The following is a 21,476-nucleotide window of genomic DNA, read 5'->3' on the forward strand; positions in this document are numbered from 1 at the left end:
TAAGGCAGGACGAGTGCATTAAATTGTTTTTGCTACATCAATAATCAACTGTCTTAACCAGTTTAATCCTACATCATTTTCACGATTTCGATGATATTGCATACTTTGCGTTAAGGGGGGAATTTCAATCGGGGGCTGTAACACTCTGATGGGTAATGATTGGCTAACTATTTGTGCCAGCCTACTGTGTACGGTTGCGATGCGTTGCGTACCGATAATAAGGGGCGGCGGCGCTAGCAGATTAGACGTCATAATTTCTACTCTTCGACTAATACCATAATGACTCATAAACCAACTATCAAAGGCTGGGGCGTTATTTTTACCGTAGCTGACGACAACATGGCCAGCAGATTGATAATCCTCAAACGTTATTTTTTCTCCAATCGATGTGTTTTCTTGCCAACAAATGCATTTGTAACCTTCTTGATATATCTCATCGAAGGGATGTCCGTCTTGCGTGAACTGTTTTGGAATAATCATTAAGTCAATATCCCCTTTATCAAGCAAATCGGTTTCACCAATGGTCGATAAATTCAAGCGAATATTGGGAGCGTCCTGGGCCAGCCGACTAATCACACTGGGCATTAATACCATAGTCGTTAATTCTGACGCAGCGATTCTATAACACCGTTCATCACTGGCAGGGTCAAATTTAGGTCTACTTATTATGGTATTTTCCATTTCTACTAGAATTCGCCGAACGGGTTTAGCTAGCGTTTCAGTAAGCGATGTGGGGATGAGTTCTCTGCCGACTTGCACAAATAATTCATCATCAAAATATTGTCTTAAGCGTGAAACCGCTGAACTCATTCCCGATTGACTAAGATGTATTCGCTCACCGGCTCGTGTGACATTGCGCTCCGCTATGAGTGCATCTAGCGCAACGAGTAAGTTCAAATCTAGGCCTTTAAATCGCATAAACAGTAACCATCAGTTTCAAAGCTGTAATTTTACTAAGTAATCTATTTTAAAGGTATCAAATGTTCAACGAGTTTACAGCTTTTCATTATCGGTAGTCACATCTAGCCCAGGCTATATCCATACTCCACTGGTGAGACGGTACTCTCTTGATCCGATTAAAAGCGCCATTCTATTAACCATCGATTATATCAATGCCAACTAGCGATGTTAAGCGTTGGTCGCGATGTAACGGCGCTGATATATTGTGTAAACAATTTTTTAACAATTGAGTGCGATAAGCGCGCTAGACAATTTTTGAGGAAGATAAGTTATGTATCCATTTAAATATAAAAGCTCAATCGTGCGCAACCGTTGGTATATGGCGGCATTTTCAACCGAAATAACCCGTGAGCCAATGGAACGCACCATGCTAAACAAGCCTGTGGTTATGTATCGTAAAGAAGATGGTACGCCCGTTGCCATGTATGGTTTATGCCCCCACCGTTATTTACCTCTGGTGCAAGGTCGCGTTGAAGGCGATGCTATTGTGTGTGGTTACCACGGGTTCAAATTTGCCGATACTGGCGAGTGCATTCAAATTCCTTCGCAACCAAAAGTCACAGGTAGAATCTGCCAGCCAGTGTATAAAATTATAGAAAAAGGCCCAATTTGTTGGATTTGGATGGGCGATGAAGATAAATGTGATATCGATCTAATTCCACCCTACGAAGATTTTGGTTTGGACCAGCCAGGCTGGGATTTCCACTCGGCTAATTATTTCCATCTTGAAGGCCGCTCTCAGTTATTGGTCGATAACTTAATGGACCTTACCCACCTTCCTTATGTGCATCACCATATCGCAGGGAAAGATTCGATGGCAGATATACCCATCGTCACTGAAGAGCGTGAAAGAAGTTATCGCATAACACGAAATGGCAAAGCCCCTTGGAATGATTATTTCAAGATGGTCTTTGGCCCAGAAGCTGAATTCGAGGGTGTATGTGACTTTATAATCAAGAGCGATTTTTTCGGTCCTGAATTCATGTCCACAAGTCTACCCATTATCACGGCAGTGCCTGGCAAAAGTGAGGTTCCCAAAGAGTTGGGTTCGTTGATGATACTTCATGGTGCTACCCCTGAAACCGACACAACAACTCACTATTTTGGGTTTTCTACGCGTAATTTCAGGTTAGGTGATGAAAGCTTAAATCAATTCCAACTTGCCGCTGATCAGAAAATCCGCGCCCAAGACCAGGTAGCGATCAATGCTGTAGAAAAGAGGCTCGATTTTGCGGTCACTCAACAACGAGAACTGTTAGTTGGAGCAGACAAGCCTGCGGTACAGGTTAGAAGAAGAATTGAAGCCATGCTGGCGGAAGAAAATGTGCCTTTAGCTGACGCATAAGAAGAAATAGGTGCCCGCTGCACTCACGCTTTGCGTCAGTGCAGCCCATCGCGTTCGCTGTTTTGCAGGTACGCCGATTAATGGGCGCAGCTTAAAACGGTTAGCGCCTATTAAAGAACACGTGGATCAAGCCTCGAGGGGAAGATTGAAGCATGTTTTATCAATATGAGAAATACTGCCTAGCCATTTTACGGGTTGTAACAGCACTGCTTTATATACAACACGGTGCGCAGAAATTGTTTCACTTCCCAGAGGGAGGGCATCATCAAGGGCCCTTGGAGTTATTCAGTTTAGCGGGCTTCGCTGGCATTTTAGAGTTCTTTGGTGGCCTTTGCTTGTTAATGGGGCTGGGTACTCGCAGTGTGGCTTTCTTATTGAGCGGACAGATGGCTGTGGCTTACTTTCTTTTTTACGCATCAAAAGACTTTTTTCCTGTGGTCAATGGTGGAGAGCTAGCCGTGATGTACTGTTTCGTCTTTTTCTATTTCATCTTCTCAGGTCCTGGTGCCTGGTCTGTGGATGCAGTCCTAGAGGCAAGGTTAAACCGCTCGACGGTTAACTGATCCTTATTTAGCTATTTTTAAGCTAAAAATATATCGAGAAATATTATGTTTGACGTTGTTATTAAGAATAAAACACTGGAAACCCCCCATATTTGTAGTTTTGAATTAGCGCGCAAAGACGGCGGAGAATTGCCGGCTTTTTCAGCGGGTAGTCATGTAGATGTGCAGCTACCTAATAGCTTGACTCGGCAATATTCTTTGATAAGCCATGCACAATCTCAAGCGTTCTATAAAATTGCTGTTTTAAAGGATGCTAACTCAAGGGGCGGCTCGCTGGCACTGCATGATACGCTCAACGTTGGGGATGAAATCGCTATATCGGAACCGCGTAATTTATTTCCTATCAATGCGAAAAGTGACAAAGTCCTTCTTTTTGCGGGGGGGATAGGGATCACGCCTATATTGTCAATGGCAATAGAACTTGATGGTATCGGCGTTGATTTTGAGCTGCATTATCGCGCTAAATCGAAAGAGCAGGCTGCGTTTTATCAACTGCTGTTAAATTGCCCATTCGCATCTAAGGTGTCTTACTATTTCTCTGATCAGCCAGAAAATAACAATACTAGGCTTAACCAAGCCTTAAGTCATTTTACTGAAAATACCCATTTATATACCTGTGGACCAGTGGGGTATATGGAGCACATATTTGATGTGGCAAGAGCGAATTCGTGGAAAGAAGAAAATCTGCATAAAGAGAACTTCAAAGCGGAGCCTAAGATTGCCGAATCAGGTGATAAGCCATTTAAACTTATTCTAAAACGTTCAGGGTTGGAAATCGATGTCGCTGTCGAGCAAACGGCCTTAGAGGCTATAGAAGACGCTGGCGTAACGGTTGATATGTCCTGCGAGATGGGAATATGCGGTGCGTGTCTAACACCTGTTATTGACGGAGTACCGGATCACCGAGACGAGTTTTTATCTGCTGATGAAAAATCCAAGAACAATCAATTTACCCCATGTTGCTCAAGGTCGTTAACTGACACGCTAATAATAGATTTGTAATACCAATAATAACTACTTTGAAATAGTTGCCTTACCAGAACATTTTGTATGCTGAATATATGTGGACTTACCGGGAGTAATGAATGAGTTATCAAAGACATTATGGAATAACTATTAATGCAGTATGGTTGAGTACTTTTCTTTTACTAACAGGATGTTCCTCAGAGGCGGTTAACGTAAGTAGTAAGCCAGTTATAGAAAATAAAGTGCTGGAATCGCCATCAGACACACGTCCTAATATCGTCATTATTGTTGCCGATGACTTGGGATTAACCGATTTAGGCGTGTTTGGTAGCGAAATAGCAACCCCGAATATCGACTCATTAGCAAATGCAGGTGTAAGGCTAACTAATTTTCATACCGCTGCAACCTGTTCGCCTACCCGAGCAATGTTACTTTCCGGCACGGATAATCACTTGGCGGGTCTAGGGGCCATGGATGAAGTTATGCAAGCGTTCGCGCCTTATCTTTTAGATAAGCCAGGTTACCAAGGGTATTTAAACGATAGCGTTGCAACCTTACCTGAAGTTTTGGCGGAAGCTGATTACCAACGTTTTATGGTCGGCAAATGGCACTTAGGTAAAAAAGACGGACAAATGCCTGCCGCTCGTGGTTTTCAACGTTCTTTCGCACTAATGGAAGGTGGAGCGGGGCACTTCGATGATATGTCTATTATGCCATTCGCCAAAAAAGCAACTTATGTAGAAGATGATAAGCCAGCGACGTTACCTGACCATTTTTATTCATCGCCGTTTTTCACCAGTAAGATGAAGCAATATCTACATGAGCGGGATAAAACTAAGCCTTTCATGTCCTATATGGCATATACCGCTCCCCACTGGCCTTTGCAAGCCCCAGAGTCTTCAATAGCGAAATACAAAGGTAAGTATGATGAAGGCTATGAAGCGCTTTTAGCGAGTCGCTTAGAAAAACAAAAAGCACTCGGTTTAATTGCAAAGTCTAGCCAAATTCCCCCCTTACCAAGGAATATAAAGCCTTGGGCAAGTTTGACCGTTGAAGAAAAGAAAATTTCAGCTAAGCAAATGGAAATCTATGCGGCTATGGTATCTGACTTAGATACCGCCATTGGTGATTTGGTCACCTACTTAAAAGATGAGGGGGTATACGATAATACTGTCATTTTCTTTATGTCAGATAATGGTACTGAAGCCAATACACCTAACTCACCAGCCTACAAAAGCTTCTTGAGTAAATTTGTTGCCGCATGTTGCGACAATAGTTACGAAAACATGGGCAAGGCTAACTCCTATGTTATGTACGGTCCGCAATGGGCACGTGCCGGTAGCAGTGTTAAACGGCTAAACAAAGGCTCAGTGGCACAAGGTGGCATTCATACCCCAGCATTTGTTCATTTCCCTAAAATGGTTAAACCAAAGCAGTATGACGGCATCGTCAGTGTTATGGATGTCATGCCAACCATATTAGAATTAGCTAACGCAAAACATCCTTATTCCACCGCGAGTGAAACAAACAAATTCACGCCAATGCGCGGGGCATCGATGATGAACATGCTGACCGGAAAAAGCGTCAGTCTACACGGCGATGATTATGTCTTAGGCGCAGAGCTTCATGGGAATAAAGCTGTGCGTAAAGGGGATTGGAAGTTACTTTCTATTTCGCGACCTGCGGGCAATGGGCAGTGGGGATTGTATAATCTAGCTGATGATCCTGCGGAATTAATTGATGTATCAACACAACACCCTGAAAAGGTTGCAGAACTTAAGCTCGCTTGGCAACAGTATGCTGAAGAAGTGGGTGTACAAGAGATGCGACCACGCAAAAAACATTAAGTGGGTTATTGACCGATTTTCAGTTGGCACAGAGGCAACTCTCGCGCATACAGAAATAGAATTGAGATGGGTCGATACATCGTAGCATCTTAGAATTTGCTTTGGACTCTAGCGCAAATGCCAAAAGCAAAGGCAAAGGTGCTCATGAAGAGTTCGAGCCAATTTTAAGGTCTACAAACCACTGTTTAGCATCGAGGATGACAAGGGAGGTTTGACGGCTTCGCCTTAATGGAATGCCCGTAATATGAACGCAGCCAAGCAAGTCTTACGTCAATGCTAAACTGTTGTGGTGCCATCAATGATAATCAGTTCAACTAAAAACAGTAACCCCACATCTATGCCTGGCTAATTTATCGAACAAACTCAGGGCATCTGGGCTAATTTTTTGGACCAATTACACTCTTAAAAGGAATAGTCGTTATTTGACTGTGAGGTAGAACCCTACGCGTTTCTAAAGAGACTACCGACTTGCCAGAGTGATTTGATTCTCAATAAATATTTTCCGGTATTAATTGAAACTCTTCCCAAGTGCGGTTCTTCATGTTGTTCGATGCAACAACCAGCCGCAGCAAGTCTAAGCCATGGATTGATTTGGACTCCAATCTTAGGATTCAGCATCTTCATTTTTAGCAATTTTATGCTCATCTTCACTGACCCCGAGTTTCCAGTAACTGGAGGTATAAAAATGACTTTTAGGTAGTTCAAAAGTGCTTCTCAAATACTTACGAATCGCTTTCATAGTGCTGAATTCACAGGCAACCCATACTGATAAACTACCTTCAAGTTCAGGTAGTGATTTGATGCGATCCAGTAAAGGCAGAACTTCTGTATCGGTACTGGGTTTACTGACAACCCATATTAATTGCACATTGTCAGGATGCGCCAATTCTTGGATATCTGCTTCATCTACTACTTCTAGCACCGCATAGCCTTTCGCATCTTTTGGCAAAATAGCAAGGTTGACGCTGATTGCCGGTAAAGCGGTCATGTCGCCGCTAATGATTATCCAGTCCGCGTCCTGGTTAAGCAGTTTTTTAGGACCCGGCCCGCCAACTATAATCTTATCGCCGGCTTTGGCGTTGATTGCCCATGAAGAGGCTGGGCCTTTCGCCTCATGAAAGGCAAAATCAATGTCAATTGAGTCTTCTGATTGGCTACGCACTGTGTAGGTTCTCATCATAGGACGACCGCCATCGGCCCTTGGAAAAATTAACTTCACGTAAGCGCTGTCCTGATCCGCAGGAAAGTCCCTCATCTCCTCGCCGCCTAAGGTAATACGTAACATATTAGGTGTGATATAACGGCTGTTGATCACAACTAACTTTCTTGGTGCAGGCCTAGTAGCCATCTTATTTCCTTTTAAAAACAGTAAACTAACGAATAATCTTTTTGGGTGTAAACAGCAAACCTTCGTTTTCCAAAATCTTAATCGCTTCATCATCACGGGCAATTGCCCTTTTTACAGAGGGGCGTTGTTCCATTCTTTGCGCATGAGCGCAGTAATGAGCAAACTTTTCAACAGGATAACCAGCCCCTTGAACACGCCAAAAACACCAATAAAGATAGGCATCCATAGCTGAACATTGATCTTGATACCACCATTGCTGATCAGCTAACTGGTTATCAATTAAGTGAAAAAACTCATCCATGGCATTAAAAGCAATGTCTTGCACTGTTTTTGCTTTGTCGTCGCCTGCAAAAAATCCTGGCATTCTTATACGCGTGACTAAAGGGTGCAGTGTTGCAGAACAAAAACACAGATCCGCAATCTGTTTTGCAAAGTCTAGGGCATTGTCAGTTGCAGGTAACAGTTGACCATGTAGTTGATTTAAATAGGTAATAATGGCGACATTTTCAGTGAGTGTTTGGCCGCTGTAGATAAGCGCAGGGACTTTTCCTTTAGGGTTTTTCAGTTTAAATTCAGGAGATTTATGCTCACCTTTCATAAAACGCACAACTCGCGTTTCAAATTCAAGCGCTAGTTCTTCTAATACAATGGCAGTCACGCGAGAGCAACTTCCTGGCGACGTATAAAGAACAATATTACTCACTTTGACGCTCCTAGAGGACTAATGCTTACTAAAGAAAAACGTTTATTTTTACCTGAACACGAGCATAGCGAATTGAGCCGGTTAACACTATTCGGCTATTTTCATAGTACCTATCAGGGATGCCAATACGTCATATCAAAAAAGCACCTTTCACGTGCTCTATGCCTTCAAACGCAGAGCACGCTAAAACCTAGGCGTAGCACCTGATGCTGGTCGTCAAGCCGTTTTACTTATGTTCAAACTTCGGTTCATATGCATTAACGGATTTAACATTGTTATTTAGTTTGAGCAGCACGTTAATCAGCACATCTAATTCTTCCTGAGAAATACCACTTAATAGTAATTTTTCCCTTTCAAGGGCGATTTCTAATACCTTGTCATGCAAGGTTTCACCCTTGTGAGTTAATATTACGAGGGAGGAACGCGCATCTTGAGGAGCTTTGACAAACACGGCTTACATTCGATAAAGACAAAGGGGTCATCGAGGCACAATATCGGACCATGAAATATTTCAAAGGCCAGCCTATGATTGATATCCATGTTGATACAGGGGCAAATCACGCAAGGCGAATAATAAAGCAATTATGTGAAGGGTGAATACGCTTTGTTTGGCCGTTTTTCTACTAAATGTATAACATCTCGGCATGCTGATTTGATGTGACTATAGTTCTATTTCAGACCTACATTTAATATAGTGAGGTAAAGATATGGATAAAACCATCGGTATCTTTACCTTTGATAGTCATTGGAGCATCCATGAACCAAGTTCTTATTAACATAGTATGTGTCTTTCTTGTTCTCATCTTATTTTGTGCAAACGTCTGTGCAGGTTCATCTATGAATTCTAATAACACCATCACTGCAACGACCAAACTAGGAAAGGTAACGGGTAAGCTTGTTAACGATGTGGCTATTTTCTATGGCGTGCCTTATGCAAAAAATCCTTTTAGCCCTGAGCGACGTTTTCAGGCGCCAGAAGCGATAAACCCCTGGGTGAAAAAGTTGGATGCGACTGTCATTACACCTCCTGTTCCGCAGCCAGGGCGGGGGGCGGACGTAGAATTGGTTGGCCGGGCAGGGGATCTTACCGTCAATGTATGGACGCCGGGCGCTGCTGTGCACGCAGATACGAAAATGCCCGTTATGGTTTGGCTACCGGGAGGGGCGTTTATTCGCGAAGATGCAGCAGAGGAGGTTTACGATGGGCGTCGTTTTGCCGAACATGGCGTGGTGGTGGTGACCGTTAATTATCGGGTTGGTGTAGACGGTTTCATGCATTTCGACGATGCACCTGATAACAGAGGGATCCTAGATCAAATTCTAGCGTTGCGCTGGGTGAAAGAACATATTCAGGATTTTGGAGGTGACCCTAAGAACGTTACCTTGTTCGGCCAATCAGCTGGTGCGGGTAGCGTAGCCATTTTGCTGGGCAGTAAAAAAGCCAGTGGCCTATATCAAAAAGCGATTGTGCAAAGCCCACCTATGCAAGCAATCACAAAAACACAAGCCGCGCGAGTAACCAGTGAGTTTGCGAAGCAACAAAATGTACAAGCCACAATGACAGATATTGCTGACATACCTTTTTCGCAGCTTGTCGAAGGTGTTATCGGCATGGGGAATTCGATTACAGATCACAAGCAATGGGGCATGCTATCTTGGGGTGGCACGGCCTTTTTACCGGTTATTGATGGTGATGTTATTGAAATATCGCCAATGGCTGATTTACTAAATAACGGCGATCCTTCTATACCCGTTATTGTGGGAAGTACTGACCAAGAATCAAGGTTGTACTTAGTGCCAGGCGGTGCAATTGATCGAATTGAAGAAACTGAATTATCTTTATTTTTGGAAGACTTAAAGCTCGGAAGCGATGCGTTCGATGTTTACCGTAAAACTGACGAAATTTCGGTTGGTGATGTATACGCTCAGGCACAGTCCGATTATACGTTTCGTATGCCCGCTTTGCATATCGCTGAGCAGTTAGTCGCCATGGGGAATCCCGTATGGAAATATAATTTCGCATGGTCGTCGCCTGCTTATGACGGACGCTTGGGGGCAGCGCATTTTGTCGATGTTCCCTTTACCTTTAACACCCTTGATAGTGAACAAGCTATAAGTTTTGTCGATGCTCAACCGCCTAAATCTTTGGCTAATTACATGCAGGCTCAATGGTTGCGTTTTGCCAAAACGGGCAGTACTGAATGGCCCGCTTACAATCGGGTCGATCGCGCAGTAATGGAATTCAATAACAAGCACCAGGTAATACATGACCCAAACAAGGGCGCAAGGCAGTTATGGCAGAACTATTCGTTCTGATGAGGCAAAGCCCTCATTAACACATTAATGAAAGGACTACAGGTTGCTCGCAAATTTAAAGAGTACTTTTTCATTAAACTTCGCTGCAACCAAATCGAGGCAGCACAATCACTATCTTGTTTGTGGCTTCAGGGTCGCACTATTTGCCGGTAGTGCCAGCACTAAAGCCTAGTGATTAACTAAACTTTTGGCGCCCTTCAGTTTCATAAAGGCAATGAATACCCCAATTAACGATAAAACAGCATAAATCAATAACACGTTTTCTAAGCCGCCAATTTGATTTTGTAATGCTGTTGCTATGATAGGGGCTGTAAATTGGCCAAAAAAGAATGCACCTGTCCAAAGACCTGTTCCACGACCAATGACACTTTTCGGAAGTACACTAAGTATCCAATTAAGCATAGTTGGTAACAGCATACCAAAACCTAAACAAGCAACAATAAGGGCTGCGGTGGTAAATATAAGCGTCGAAGATAGTGCCGCACCGCAATATCCTATGGCTGACAAGGCCAAACCAATACTCATTAATTTAGGACCTGACGCGCCTTTAAATTTACCAAATGCCATTGAGCCCAGCGCAACACCTATATTACCCACTGCACCTATACCACCAATAGCCGCCGGCGATACCTCACTTACTAAGCCTAAAATAACGCCAATTTTGACTATTATGGTGTAGAAGATGACACCCACAAAAAGCGTTGTTAATAGTAAGGGGGTAACCCGTTTCCAAGGTACCTTGGGCCTGCTCTTGTTAGCTTGCTCTTGTGCTTGACCTCTTTGCGGTTCAAATAAGATAACGTAGGCAGCTAAGGCGATAGGGATAGCGACTAAATACAGCAAGAAGGGTCCTCGAGATCCAAAAAATTCACCTAAAAGCCCACCCATAGCAATTAAAACGATGGCACTTAAACTCACACTAGCGATCTGAATAGATATCCATTTTTGTCTGAGTTTACCGGTAAAGTAATCTGCAATTAACGCTGTCGCTACCGTCATGATAGCCGCCTCAGCAACACCTAATAATATCCTTACTAAAATAATGTGACGCAGATCAGTTAAAAAATATGGGACTACGCCAACCACCCCGTAAGCCAAAAGTGCAGATATCAAAACTGGTTTACGACCTAATTTATCAGATATCCAGCCGGCCAAGGGTGAAAAAAGCGCGACGCACAATGCCGGAACGGTCAGTGCGATGGGCACTAAAAATGCCGAGCCTTGCTCATGGGCAAATTCTTTCATTAATAAAGGCAAAACAGGGATCAAAGAAGCAATTGCCATCGGGGGCATTATGGCTGCCAAGATTAAAATAATGGCATGTTTAGTAGAGGCTTGATTGCTTATTTTATCTATCAATACGGTATCAACGAGACTGTTTGGCATATTTTATTTCCACTATATTTTTGCTTGGTAGAGGATGTCGTTAACTAATCGGCGCTACTTCATCTAATACATATTGAGAAAAAGACGGTAACGATAGTGTTCTACCAAACTTCAAAGTTATGAGTCATTGTTAAAATAATGTAAGGGAATGCAGTGGGATGCCAGTGGAATAAACTGATTTTAACTATCTCTAAATCTGATACATCCATAATGATACAGCTATGTATATGTTAGTAGTTGGTGAACGTCGACAATCAACCTAATCTGCCTATGCTTTGTAAACCCTGATCAAAATACAACAAGCTCATCACTAATATCGCTAACAAGTATCAATAAAATCAATTATATGGATACCGAGGCAAGCCGTATAGTAGGTCAAATGTTACAAGGGTGTGACTTATATGTTTCATCCTTGTTCGGTTTGGTTCTGCTGTCAGTAGAGAGTTTACTGTCAGTTTTTTATTGTTTTTAAAATGAAAGTAAAAAGGATACGCAAATGAGTTTGACAAGAATTATTGGCGGCATGTTGCTCACGATAAGTTGTATCAGTTGTGCAATAGCTGATAGCGCCAGTGATGTAAAAGATGAATGGATTACCCTGGGCACAATGGGAGGTCCTATACCCCATGCGACACATTCACAACCGTCGAACGCTTTATTTGTTAACGGCCATACTTATATTGTCGACGCGGGCGATGGCACAGTGGGCCAGCTAACCAAAGCGGGCTTGAAAACAACCGATGTTGACGCAGTCTTTATCAGTCACTTACATTTTGACCATACCGGCGGGTTACCTGCATTATTAAGTCTTCGCTGGCAAGTGAATGCTGGGAATGAATTGACTGTTTATGGCCCCCCTGGGATCAAAGAAACAGTGGACGGGATCTTTGCGTTTATGAAATACGGCGCGGCAGGCCATTATGGTGTACCAGGCCAAATACCAGAACCTGCAAATCGTAAGGTCAACGTGGTTGAGTTGACAGACGGTGATAAGGTCAGCCTGGAGGACTTTACCTTAACAGCAGTGCGAAATACTCACTTTAGCTGGCCAGAAGGCAGCGATGAGTGGAAGAAGTACCAGGCATTATCGTTTAAGTTTGAACTGGAAGATTACACCGTCGTTTACACAGGAGATACAGGACCAAGCAAAGCGGTTGAATTACTTGCTAAAAATGCTGATATGCTTGTCAGCGAAATGATGGATGTTGAACATACAGTTAATCTGGTAAAACGTGCGCATCCCCACATGCCTGCCCAGGCTTCTAAGCATCTTAGTCAGCATTTGTCTACTCACCACCTCACCTCAGGTGAAGTTGGTCAGCTTGCCGCAAACGCGAACGTTAAAAAAGTTGTTATTACCCATATGGCACCTGGGCTGACCGCGCCAGCTGAATATAAAAAATATAGCAATGAATTAGCGGCATTTTATCAAGGCGACATTACTCTTGCTAACGACCTAGACAGATTCTTACTGCAAAGATAGCAACAGGATTAGCATACTTTATGTCTATAAAATGGCATGTTTAGATGTTCACATTTAGGGTTATGCCTGCAATCCTAAATGTGGAAAAAAATCAGCATGTCATTTTTGTATTTTTAGTTCCCGTCCTTCCTAACCCCCACTATTTAGTATTTCAATTTATTCGACAGAGCCGTCGTTATGTAGCGGTCAACTCATTCCGGCCTGTAAAATAGGTTGGCTCTCCGCTTTTGCAGGAGCTAGCCCGTTATTAACTGTATGGCCGTTGCCAGTTGTCCTAACGCGTAAACAACTTTTGAGTTATGAATTTAAAACCAAATGAGAAAATTGCCCCATTGTTTTAAGCTTGTTGATTCAGTTATTTTAGGGAACTTTGTTATTTTGGGGGGGGTATTTGATTGCGAGCGGCAGCCGGTCGTGGAATATTGAACCGCAGCGAGCGCTTGGCTGGCCAAGCGACGTTTGCCCTGAAGGCGTTAAGCTGAAGTATTTATCACCAGAGTCTATGCCTATTTGTACATAGGTTATTTAGGGACGATAAATGGCGTATCTGCAGCCAAACACGCTCACCCACTGCTGGGGTTGTGTTAAATGTGACTGATGGACCAACGCCAACCACTATCAGCCCACGGCGAGCGTGGTGGCCGGTGATTTTGATAATGAGGGCTGGGCGGGTGCAGATGTTATCGATCTCGATAAAGATGGCGACCTTGATCTAGTGACCGCCAATGAACGTGGCACATGGCGGCTCTTTGAAAATCACACATCCGCTCGATCTGATCATCATTTCTTGGGTGTTGTGGTAGGTGGCTCCCCGTCAGGTAAAGAGGCGCTACAAGCCTGCGGTAGACAATGGCAGTAGCAAGTAGGTGCTTCATCTTCTTCCTACGCAGACTCCTACAACAACCAGCTGATATTTGGTTTAGGAAACTGTACACAAGTAGAGAGCGTCAGAGTGATCGCTACGGTCACTGATTAACATCCCGTGCCCTGAGTAACAGCACTTAGCACCCGTGAGTCTCTAATCCTTTCTAGTTAATTAATATCCTCAGCTAGCTCGCCAGTCAGTATTCCTACGCTTTTTACTTGTACTGAAATTACTTTTATAGCGCAAAATAAACATATGATGTTTACAATGATTTAATGTTGTTATACATTTCAGTAACAAAATGTTCCAGTTCGTACATTCACTTTAATGAGGTTCATTTTTACTTAAGCGACGTGAGGCGCATCAAATGACCAATTCAAATATTGGCGCTATATGTATTGAGCTTGTCGCTCATGAATAACACTTATTCACAAAAAAGAGTGAGGAATGGGAATACATGAACACATATTCAGCGTGTAAAAAGCTCGTAAAACCACTGTTTTTGATTGGTGGATTGCTGCTCAGCAGCGGTGCCTCTGCCGGCCTAATTAATGGGGGCTTTACTGACGGGCTAAACGGCTGGTCAGGAGATGTTAACTATTACAGCGTCAATGCCGATGAAGAAGTGGCAGCCTATGACATTAACTTAAACGACTATTCGGATAACTATTTCACTGGCTTAAACAGCGTCACACTCAACACTTTTGCCGATTCAAGCGCAGAATATTGGGGTATTTATTTGTTTCAAACATTTATGGTTGCTGATAACTCGTCATTTATTTCATTGGCATTTGACTCAATAGCGGACAGCGCTTATGTCACTCTTGTTGATGACAATGGCGACCTTCTACATGACTTTATGCTTGACGGTTTAAGTGCCGATATCAGTGCGCTAGCAGGCGCTTCAGTTGCTTTGGAATTTGGTATTGAAGACTTTAACTACGATTACGATGACTACTTAACCGTGTCCAATATTTCTATTAGCCAACGTGCTAACGCGGTATCTGCACCCAGCACCTTTGCTCTTTTCCTGCTGGGATTGCTCGCGATCAGGCAAACGTCTGCTGCTCGTAAGTCTGCATTCTAACGACTCACCTCTACAGATTAATTTATTGGTGATGTCATCACTATGACTTCGCCGACCAGCTTTTGACTTTTTGGAGAACAACAATGTTTGATCCTAATCATAATTGGGTTTCTTTACGCGCGCTAAAAGGTGCCCAGTGGGCAGTGACACGCTTAATTTTCATCACCTTGGTTTGTCAGTTATCTTTCAATGGTTATGCACAAGAAGAAGGCGAGTGGGTGACGGTGGAGTCAGCCAGCGTTGAGCAAAGTGAGCGCTACACCAAACGCCGTGTGGGCTATTACACTTACAACAATATTGTCATTTCAGATGCCACAGCACTTTCTGACAAATTGCGCATAGTGGTGACCGATAGCAGCCACGCTGTACTCGATGCAGATGGTATTACCGATAATGGACTCTCTTATTTTGATATTGTTTCACTGGACGAACAGACGCAAATTTACTTCGGGATAAAGCGAGGAGAGCTTAATTACAACGCGGTGGTTCAAGAGTTCGCATCGGCCGATAGCCCAGAGAAAAACTTATTATCAGTCGCCAATATGGCGCCAAGCGCCCACTGGGATAACGCAGCGCTGGCTAACGTTGTACAAGGTGACAACCATGAGGAAGCCGTGGCGACCCTTGAAGGTGCAGCTAATAGTAACGTGTACATCATCTTTGATATCGAACAAAGCAATAATTTAGTCTTTAACTTCAGCCAAGACGATACAGAACAAAATCGTGTTACAAGCTGGGAAGCAGCCCATAAAACAGACAGTGGTTGGGTTGTGCTGAAAAGCTGGGGCGATGCTAACGTAGGTCTAAATACCTTTACCGCCAACCCTAATGTGTCAGCCAATAAGATTCGCTTTAGATTTAGAGGCCCAGATGGAGCGAATTTAGGCATTAACCAACTTTCGCTGATAAGCAAAAAAGATGACTCGGCACCGATACCCGACCCAGAAGACGAATCGATTCTTGATACAGACTTAAGCGCTTATACCGGCTATACGGACGAAAACGGCGTTACTACGGTGAATGTCGGCTTTTTCGAGAATAAGGTTTTTGACGACGCGCCTACTGAATTGTTCGCTGAAGCCGTGTTTGCTGACACGGTAAATGATACTGCGCGATTAAAAACGGCGCTCAATCAAGCAAAAAGAGAAACCGGTGGCGGTGTCGTTATACTTCGCGCAAATGCGAATGGCCAAAATCGTTTTAGTTTATCTCATATTGCGGTGCCGTCTAATGTACGTATCGAAGTGGAGCCTAGCCTTGTACTTGAAATGCGCGGCATAAAGGAAGACCTTTACCCCACAAGCAAAAATGATCACAAAAATAAGAATAAACCCAATCGTCAGTTTTTGTTCTCGTTCGGCCGGAGTAACGGCCCAGGCAATTTATTAGCCGAGCGGGTCGAAAATGTAGAAGTTCGCTCGACTATACCTGGTCAGAAGTTCACCATAGATGCCACCACCAACATGCCGCATAACTATGGTTACATGAACGGTGGTAATGGTAATGGCGTGGTAAACCTAACCCGCGCCATCCCTGTTGGTTTGTTTTACGTGAAGAACTTCGCGATTTCAGATATCAATATTGAAGATAATCACACGGAATCGGTTGCTGTGCAGATGTTCGCTGACGCTGATTACAAGGACGGTGCATTTGCTTATCGCTTTGGCCCTACACCGCTATTTTTGGAAGAGCGCTATGTAAAAAATCCGGCAGGAAGCCCGAATCTCAATAAGCCGATGAACCCCGTAAATATCCCGTTAGCCACCAACGATAATGGCGACTTCATTGATGAGAGTGGTGATATTGTGCCTGATATGTTTGCCATTCAACGTAACCCCACTTACGGTCGCACACCAGTTAAAGGGTCAATCAAAAATATTAAGGCAAGCCATGCCCATACTGGTTACGGCGTAGTGCAAGTATATGGCGGAGATTGGATAGAAATCGATAACATTGAAGCCTTCAACGGTATCGGCGTTCGCTTAGAAGCGGGTAATGGTACAGACAACGATAACTTCAATCGTTCGGGGCCTTACTTTTCGTCTATGAACAAAATCAATATCACTAATGTGAAGGTCACCAATGGTTTCACTGGTGTGTGGTTAAAACCCCATTCAAAAATCATGAAAGACATCAGTGTAGAAAATATCGAAGCGATAGACAGCGGTACGGCCTTATTAGTCGGTAAAGGGTCGTTCAATTGTAAAACCCGTTGTCGCGACCTAACCCGAGGTCGTATTAATAACTTAGTGATTAAAGGGGATATCACCCTAAGACAAACCGTATTTGATGCCCCTGTTGCAGAGGTGGGCAATAACATTACGTACTTGATAACCGATGCCAACAGACGTTATTTAGCTAACCTCAACGATAAAAACATCGATCAACTGACCCGAAATGATTTACAGCAGAAGAAGATCATCGGCCAGCAAACACCTGAGCAGTTAGCCGCATTGACCCCAGAAAGCTTTGATAATCCGTCAGGTACGCGTTGGTATAAAATATTTCCAACGGCACCTGTTCTCGCCTTATCCATGTTATCTGCAACAGAAGTAGGCAATGAATCCGCTAAATTTGGCTTCTACCCTGTGGATTTCTCTAAAGCGAATATCGTTTCTGATGGTTTACCTGAAGATACCTTGATTTTGTATCGCGGTGATATGCGTAACCCCAACGGCAGTACTGCTACAGATTTCATCAATAAGTAACGTGTTGTTCAGTATTGGCTAGCCTCGTTAAGCGAACTAGTTACTGCTGAACGCTCTAGCTAGAAGCGAAAGAGTAGGTGTTAGCGTCAAGAGAGGAGGGCTTGTAAGTCAGCTTATACCTTCACGTTTAATATTTAGTCTTTCTCATATTTGTTAGCTAAGCCCTAAAAATTATTTCCATTAACACCATAAAAGAAGGTAAATATGATCAAGCAAGTTTATGTCATTAGGGCGCTCGCTTTCAGCGCTTTTTTTGCGCTTCATTCTCAGGCGAGTGCTGAAATGCTTTTGCCATTGTCCGACCCAGATAATAAGGGTAATTGGTCATTAAATACCGCTGTGAGTGACGAGTTTAATAACAGCACACTCGATGAAGACCGCTGGTTTATTGTCGGTAAGTTTAAAGACGGTAAGCCGCAATATGTTCACCCTGACAAACCCGATAAATGGGTATGGAAGGGCAGGGCACCGTCGCAATTTTCCGGGCGAAATCACCGCTTGGAAGACGGAAAGCTAATGCTAGAAGCCCGCTGGGAGCCAGATTTCCCCTTTTCCGATGAAATCAGAAAGCCGGTGTTTGGCGAGCCGATGAAACATGAAAATATTACCGTTCCTTGCCTAATTAACCGCCGTTCATTTACGTACGGCTACATTGAAATCAAAAGTAAATCTGCTGATGCTGAAGTGACTAGCGCTTTTTGGTCAATGGGACCTAAGTTGGAATTTGATTTTTTTGAGTCTTTTGGTGACAGCCGAGAAGATCCCAAAAAAGACCACCTGGACAGTGAATTATGGTGGTCTATCCGAGATTGGGAAAAGCCCGTTGGAGGTAAGCCGAGTTACACCGAACACAAAGATCTTGGCTTTAGAATGGCCGATGACTTTCATGTATACGGCGTGGAATGGAATGAAAATGGGGTTAAGTACTATGTCGACGGCGAGTTGCTGTCAACGGTCAGTGCAGAGCAGGTCACCGCGTGGGCTAAGGAGAACCGCGAAGGACTCCCTGAAGACTACAATGGCTACGTGGCGACAAAGCCGATAAACCTGTGGCTAGACATGGAAACCTTCCCGTGGCACGGCTACCCCAACAGTAAAGAGGATTTGGAAAAGAATAGCCCTGAGCATTTGAAAAATGATGGCGTCGTGGACTTCGAGGTGGAATACATCCGCGTGTGGCAAAAGCCAGAACAACTTGGGCAGTAGCCTATATCAATAAAGGGAATTTATGCTTATAACATTCGAACGTCGCCATCTTCAGCGTTTAAGTTATCTATTATTCATAACGTTGATTGTCTGTGAGGGTGTGCTGAATTCCTGCGCCGCACAAGTTGTAACAAAGCCTAACGTACTGCTGATTTTAGTGGATGACTTAGGCTACTCAGATATAAAAGCGTACAACGAAAATAGTTTTTACGACACGCCCAACATCGATAAGCTTGCTAGTCAGAGTGTTATGTTCACCAACGGATATGCGGCTAACCCAGTGTGTAGCCCCTCAAGATTCGCGCTGCTGACAGGCAAACACCCAACCCGAGGCAAAGCGACTGATTGGTTTCCAGCTAATGATAAACCCGCACGGGCAGGGCGCTTTCTTCCCGCTGAGTTTAATGACGCTTTACCATTGTCTGAAATCACCTTGGCTGAGGCGTTCAAACAAAATGGTTACAACACTGCTTTCTTAGGTAAGTGGCATTTAGGGAAAACCGAAGATCTGTGGCCTGAGAACCAAGGCTTTGATGTCAATATTGCAGGTACTAAAAATGGTCACCCTGCAGCTGGGTACTTTTCACCCTATAAAAATGCACGATTAACGGATGGTCCCAAAGACGAGTATTTGACACAGCGCTTAACCAATGAAGCTATATCCTTGGTGGATAAATACAGCAAACAAACCGCTCCGTTTTTTATGATGCTGTCTTTTTATACGGTACATACGCCTTTAGCTGCGCCGAACAAAGACGTACAAGAGTATCAAGCAAAAATACGCCAATACGCCCATAACGACGAGTTTCAAAGGGAAGAGCAGGCTTGGCCAACTGCGGAGAAACGGGAGGTGAGGGTGAAGCAAAATCACCCCACGTATGCCGCTATGGTCAAACAAATGGATACCCAAGTAGGCAGACTATTAGCCAAATTAAAGCAAGCGGGGATGGATGAAAGCACGCTTGTTGTGTTTACCTCGGACAATGGCGGGCTATCAAGTGCCGAAGGCTCACCGACTTCAAATTTGCCTTTGCGTGGCGGCAAAGGTTGGTTATACGAAGGGGGAATTAGAGTGCCGTTATTGGTTAAATTACCCCAGAAGAAACACAAGCACCTACAGATCAATGAGCCCGTGACCTCAACTGATTTGTACCCTACCTTACTCAGTGCCGGGCAACTCGATTTGCTGCCTGGGCAACACTTGGATGGAGTAGATTTAAATCAGTACTTTTCGCCCAGCGCAGAGCGCGACGCGCTAATGCGAAGGCCTTTGTATTTTCACTACCCTCATTACTCGAATCAGGGGGGATTCCCTGGCGCAGCAATCCGTCAGGGTAACTGGAAGTTAATTGAGCTCTTCGAAGACGGTAAGGTGCATTTGTATAACCTTGCCAATGACATAGGCGAACAAATAGACCTAGCAAACCAAGCGCCCGAACGAGTCGCTTCGTTGCGCAAAAAGCTGCATGAGTGGTATCAACAAACTAATGCGCGCTTCTTAAAAGCGAAGGGTAACAAAACGCCTTGGCAACCAGCTTTTAAGGCTGAGTTATACCGTTAATACTGCTTTTCATGACACTGTTGCTAGCAATAATTAAAACGGTAGCGTTCGCATAGGGAAAAGTTAGTGACTTATCAGTGAATATCACAGCAAGCACAATTCAGATGTTAAGACCTTATATGAAAAACTCACACCTTGAAGGCGCGAAGCGTTAACACCTCAACGACCATGCATTGTGAATTCCAACTAGTACAAGAGTACATATCGGAGCGCAGATTTTCAGATAATCGAGAAATATCTACCACCTCTCTATTATAAAGACACCCAAGTTAAAATTAGTTATTTTCATTCCTAAACTAAGCTTGATAGGTCTTCTATTTGATCAAGTTGATGGTTATGCCTCAGTCGCGAAAAAGCCAAATCAGTTTAATCGATACACCTATTTTATTCACAACATCCATGTCGTTCACTTCTTCGAAGCCAGCTAAAGCTGTTCAAATTTTATTCCCGATAAATTTGTCATTGTATTTCCCGCTGTGTACGGCATACGTTGACCTAAACCCTATACGCGCAAAAATGGCAGAAACACCCGAAACGGCAAGTCACACCAGTATTAAAAAGCGGATCGACGCGGCTAAAAATCAACAGTCGCAGCCTAGCGCCTTGATGCCCTTTGTAGGCAGCTATCGTGAAGAAATGCCCAAAGGTTTCGCGTATTCACTTAATGATTATTGCGAGCTTATAGATACCACAAGCCGCTGCATTCGTGATGATAAGACAGGGTATATGGATCATAAGCAAAGTCTTATTTTAGAAAGACTCGGGTTAGGCACGGCGCAGTGGCTAACCCTATCCACTGAGTTCGAAAAGCATTTTTGCTACGCCGCAGGTGCGGAGCAAATGATGAGCATGTTCAAGCGTCATATCCACCATCAGAGACTGCGAGGGATGGGTAAAGCCAAAGAGTTGTTAAAACAAGCATAAAACTGTTTCCCGCGACAAGCTGAAAAGAGTAGATCAGTTCGCCCTACCCAAGCATGGTTTAAACCTCTGCCCGTAATTTACAAAATTCTGTTTAATCCCTTTGAGTTGCACTCATTTCGACTAAAAACATTTTTCCATAGCATATGAGCGAGCAGTGCCAATCGACCGTGAATCAATTAAAAGTATTTTAAGGGGGCTGTATTTAACA

The 21,476-nt window shown here is 43.7% G+C and carries 17 protein-coding genes and 1 pseudogene; 13 read left to right on the forward strand and 5 right to left on the reverse strand.

The window, feature by feature from the left end; genetic code table 11:
* Nucleotides 1–18 precede the first annotated feature (18 nt).
* Nucleotides 19–918, reverse strand: a complete 900-nt coding sequence (locus tag AC0VYA_RS04050; protein ID WP_475490139.1) for a LysR substrate-binding domain-containing protein — start codon at nt 916–918, stop codon at nt 19–21.
* Between the two features lie 313 nt (nt 919–1,231).
* Between AC0VYA_RS04050 and AC0VYA_RS04055 the strand changes: the two genes are divergently transcribed.
* From AC0VYA_RS04055 to AC0VYA_RS04070, 4 genes are all read left to right on the forward strand, one after another.
* Nucleotides 1,232–2,305, forward strand: coding sequence for a Rieske 2Fe-2S domain-containing protein (locus AC0VYA_RS04055; RefSeq protein WP_475490140.1), 1,074 nt, complete (start codon nt 1,232–1,234; stop codon nt 2,303–2,305).
* A gap of 152 nt (nt 2,306–2,457) precedes the next feature.
* On the forward strand, nt 2,458–2,868 hold the full coding sequence (locus AC0VYA_RS04060) for a DoxX family protein (RefSeq protein WP_475490141.1): 411 nt from the start codon (nt 2,458–2,460) through the stop codon (nt 2,866–2,868).
* 45 nt (nt 2,869–2,913) lie between these two features.
* Nucleotides 2,914–3,870: a PDR/VanB family oxidoreductase gene (locus tag AC0VYA_RS04065; RefSeq protein WP_011573757.1), complete on the forward strand. Its 957-nt coding sequence runs from the start codon at nt 2,914–2,916 to the stop codon at nt 3,868–3,870.
* An 83-nt stretch (nt 3,871–3,953) separates the two neighbouring features.
* The gene (locus AC0VYA_RS04070; protein ID WP_475490142.1) at nt 3,954–5,681 is read left to right on the forward strand and encodes an arylsulfatase; all 1,728 of its coding nucleotides are present in this window, start codon (nt 3,954–3,956) and stop codon (nt 5,679–5,681) included.
* A gap of 604 nt (nt 5,682–6,285) precedes the next feature.
* Here the strand turns inward: AC0VYA_RS04070 and AC0VYA_RS04075 are convergent.
* The 3 genes from AC0VYA_RS04075 to AC0VYA_RS04085 all read right to left on the reverse strand — a co-directional run bounded on the left by AC0VYA_RS04075 (nt 6,286) and on the right by AC0VYA_RS04085 (nt 8,183).
* Entirely contained in the window at nt 6,286–7,029 is a 744-nt protein-coding gene (locus AC0VYA_RS04075) for a siderophore-interacting protein (RefSeq protein ID WP_475490143.1), read from the reverse strand.
* 25 nt (nt 7,030–7,054) lie between these two features.
* Nucleotides 7,055–7,732, reverse strand: coding sequence for a glutathione S-transferase family protein (locus AC0VYA_RS04080; RefSeq protein WP_475490144.1), 678 nt, complete (start codon nt 7,730–7,732; stop codon nt 7,055–7,057).
* Nucleotides 7,733–7,958: 226 nt separating this feature from the next.
* Nucleotides 7,959–8,183: a MarR family winged helix-turn-helix transcriptional regulator gene (locus tag AC0VYA_RS04085; protein WP_475490145.1), complete on the reverse strand. Its 225-nt coding sequence runs from the start codon at nt 8,181–8,183 to the stop codon at nt 7,959–7,961.
* 50 nt (nt 8,184–8,233) lie between these two features.
* On the opposite strand from AC0VYA_RS04085, the gene AC0VYA_RS04090 reads away from it, so the two are divergent.
* Both AC0VYA_RS04090 and AC0VYA_RS04095 read left to right on the forward strand, forming a co-directional pair.
* The gene (locus tag AC0VYA_RS04090; RefSeq protein WP_475490146.1) at nt 8,234–8,329 is read left to right on the forward strand and encodes a hypothetical protein; all 96 of its coding nucleotides are present in this window, start codon (nt 8,234–8,236) and stop codon (nt 8,327–8,329) included.
* 240 nt (nt 8,330–8,569) lie between these two features.
* Nucleotides 8,570–10,048, forward strand: coding sequence for a carboxylesterase/lipase family protein (locus AC0VYA_RS04095; RefSeq protein ID WP_475490147.1), 1,479 nt, complete (start codon nt 8,570–8,572; stop codon nt 10,046–10,048).
* Nucleotides 10,049–10,216: 168 nt separating this feature from the next.
* Here the strand turns inward: AC0VYA_RS04095 and AC0VYA_RS04100 are convergent, their stop codons facing one another.
* Nucleotides 10,217–11,407 carry an MFS transporter gene (locus AC0VYA_RS04100; protein WP_475490148.1) on the reverse strand — a complete coding sequence of 397 codons (1,191 nt, stop codon included), beginning with the start codon at nt 11,405–11,407 and terminating at the stop codon, nt 10,217–10,219.
* Between the two features lie 523 nt (nt 11,408–11,930).
* Here AC0VYA_RS04100 and AC0VYA_RS04105 point away from each other — a divergent pair.
* The 7 genes and pseudogenes from AC0VYA_RS04105 to AC0VYA_RS04135 form a co-directional block, all read left to right on the forward strand.
* Nucleotides 11,931–12,917, forward strand: coding sequence for an MBL fold metallo-hydrolase (locus AC0VYA_RS04105; protein ID WP_475490149.1), 987 nt, complete (start codon nt 11,931–11,933; stop codon nt 12,915–12,917).
* Nucleotides 12,918–13,554: 637 nt separating this feature from the next.
* Nucleotides 13,555–13,776: a hypothetical protein gene (locus AC0VYA_RS04110; RefSeq protein WP_475490150.1), complete on the forward strand. Its 222-nt coding sequence runs from the start codon at nt 13,555–13,557 to the stop codon at nt 13,774–13,776.
* 463 nt (nt 13,777–14,239) lie between these two features.
* Entirely contained in the window at nt 14,240–14,869 is a 630-nt protein-coding gene (locus AC0VYA_RS04115) for a hypothetical protein (RefSeq protein ID WP_475490151.1), read from the forward strand.
* Nucleotides 14,870–14,952: 83 nt separating this feature from the next.
* Nucleotides 14,953–17,577 carry a hypothetical protein gene (locus AC0VYA_RS04120; protein ID WP_475490152.1) on the forward strand — a complete coding sequence of 875 codons (2,625 nt, stop codon included), beginning with the start codon at nt 14,953–14,955 and terminating at the stop codon, nt 17,575–17,577.
* 204 nt (nt 17,578–17,781) lie between these two features.
* The gene (locus AC0VYA_RS04125; RefSeq protein ID WP_475490153.1) at nt 17,782–18,783 is read left to right on the forward strand and encodes a family 16 glycosylhydrolase; all 1,002 of its coding nucleotides are present in this window, start codon (nt 17,782–17,784) and stop codon (nt 18,781–18,783) included.
* 22 nt (nt 18,784–18,805) lie between these two features.
* Nucleotides 18,806–20,344: a sulfatase gene (locus AC0VYA_RS04130; protein WP_475490154.1), complete on the forward strand. Its 1,539-nt coding sequence runs from the start codon at nt 18,806–18,808 to the stop codon at nt 20,342–20,344.
* A gap of 477 nt (nt 20,345–20,821) precedes the next feature.
* A pseudogene (locus AC0VYA_RS04135) lies at nt 20,822–21,268 on the forward strand (hypothetical protein); the annotation flags it as partial.
* Nucleotides 21,269–21,476: the final 208 nt, after the last annotated feature.

This window comes from Paraglaciecola sp. QJM3NY_14 (assembly GCF_056173245.1).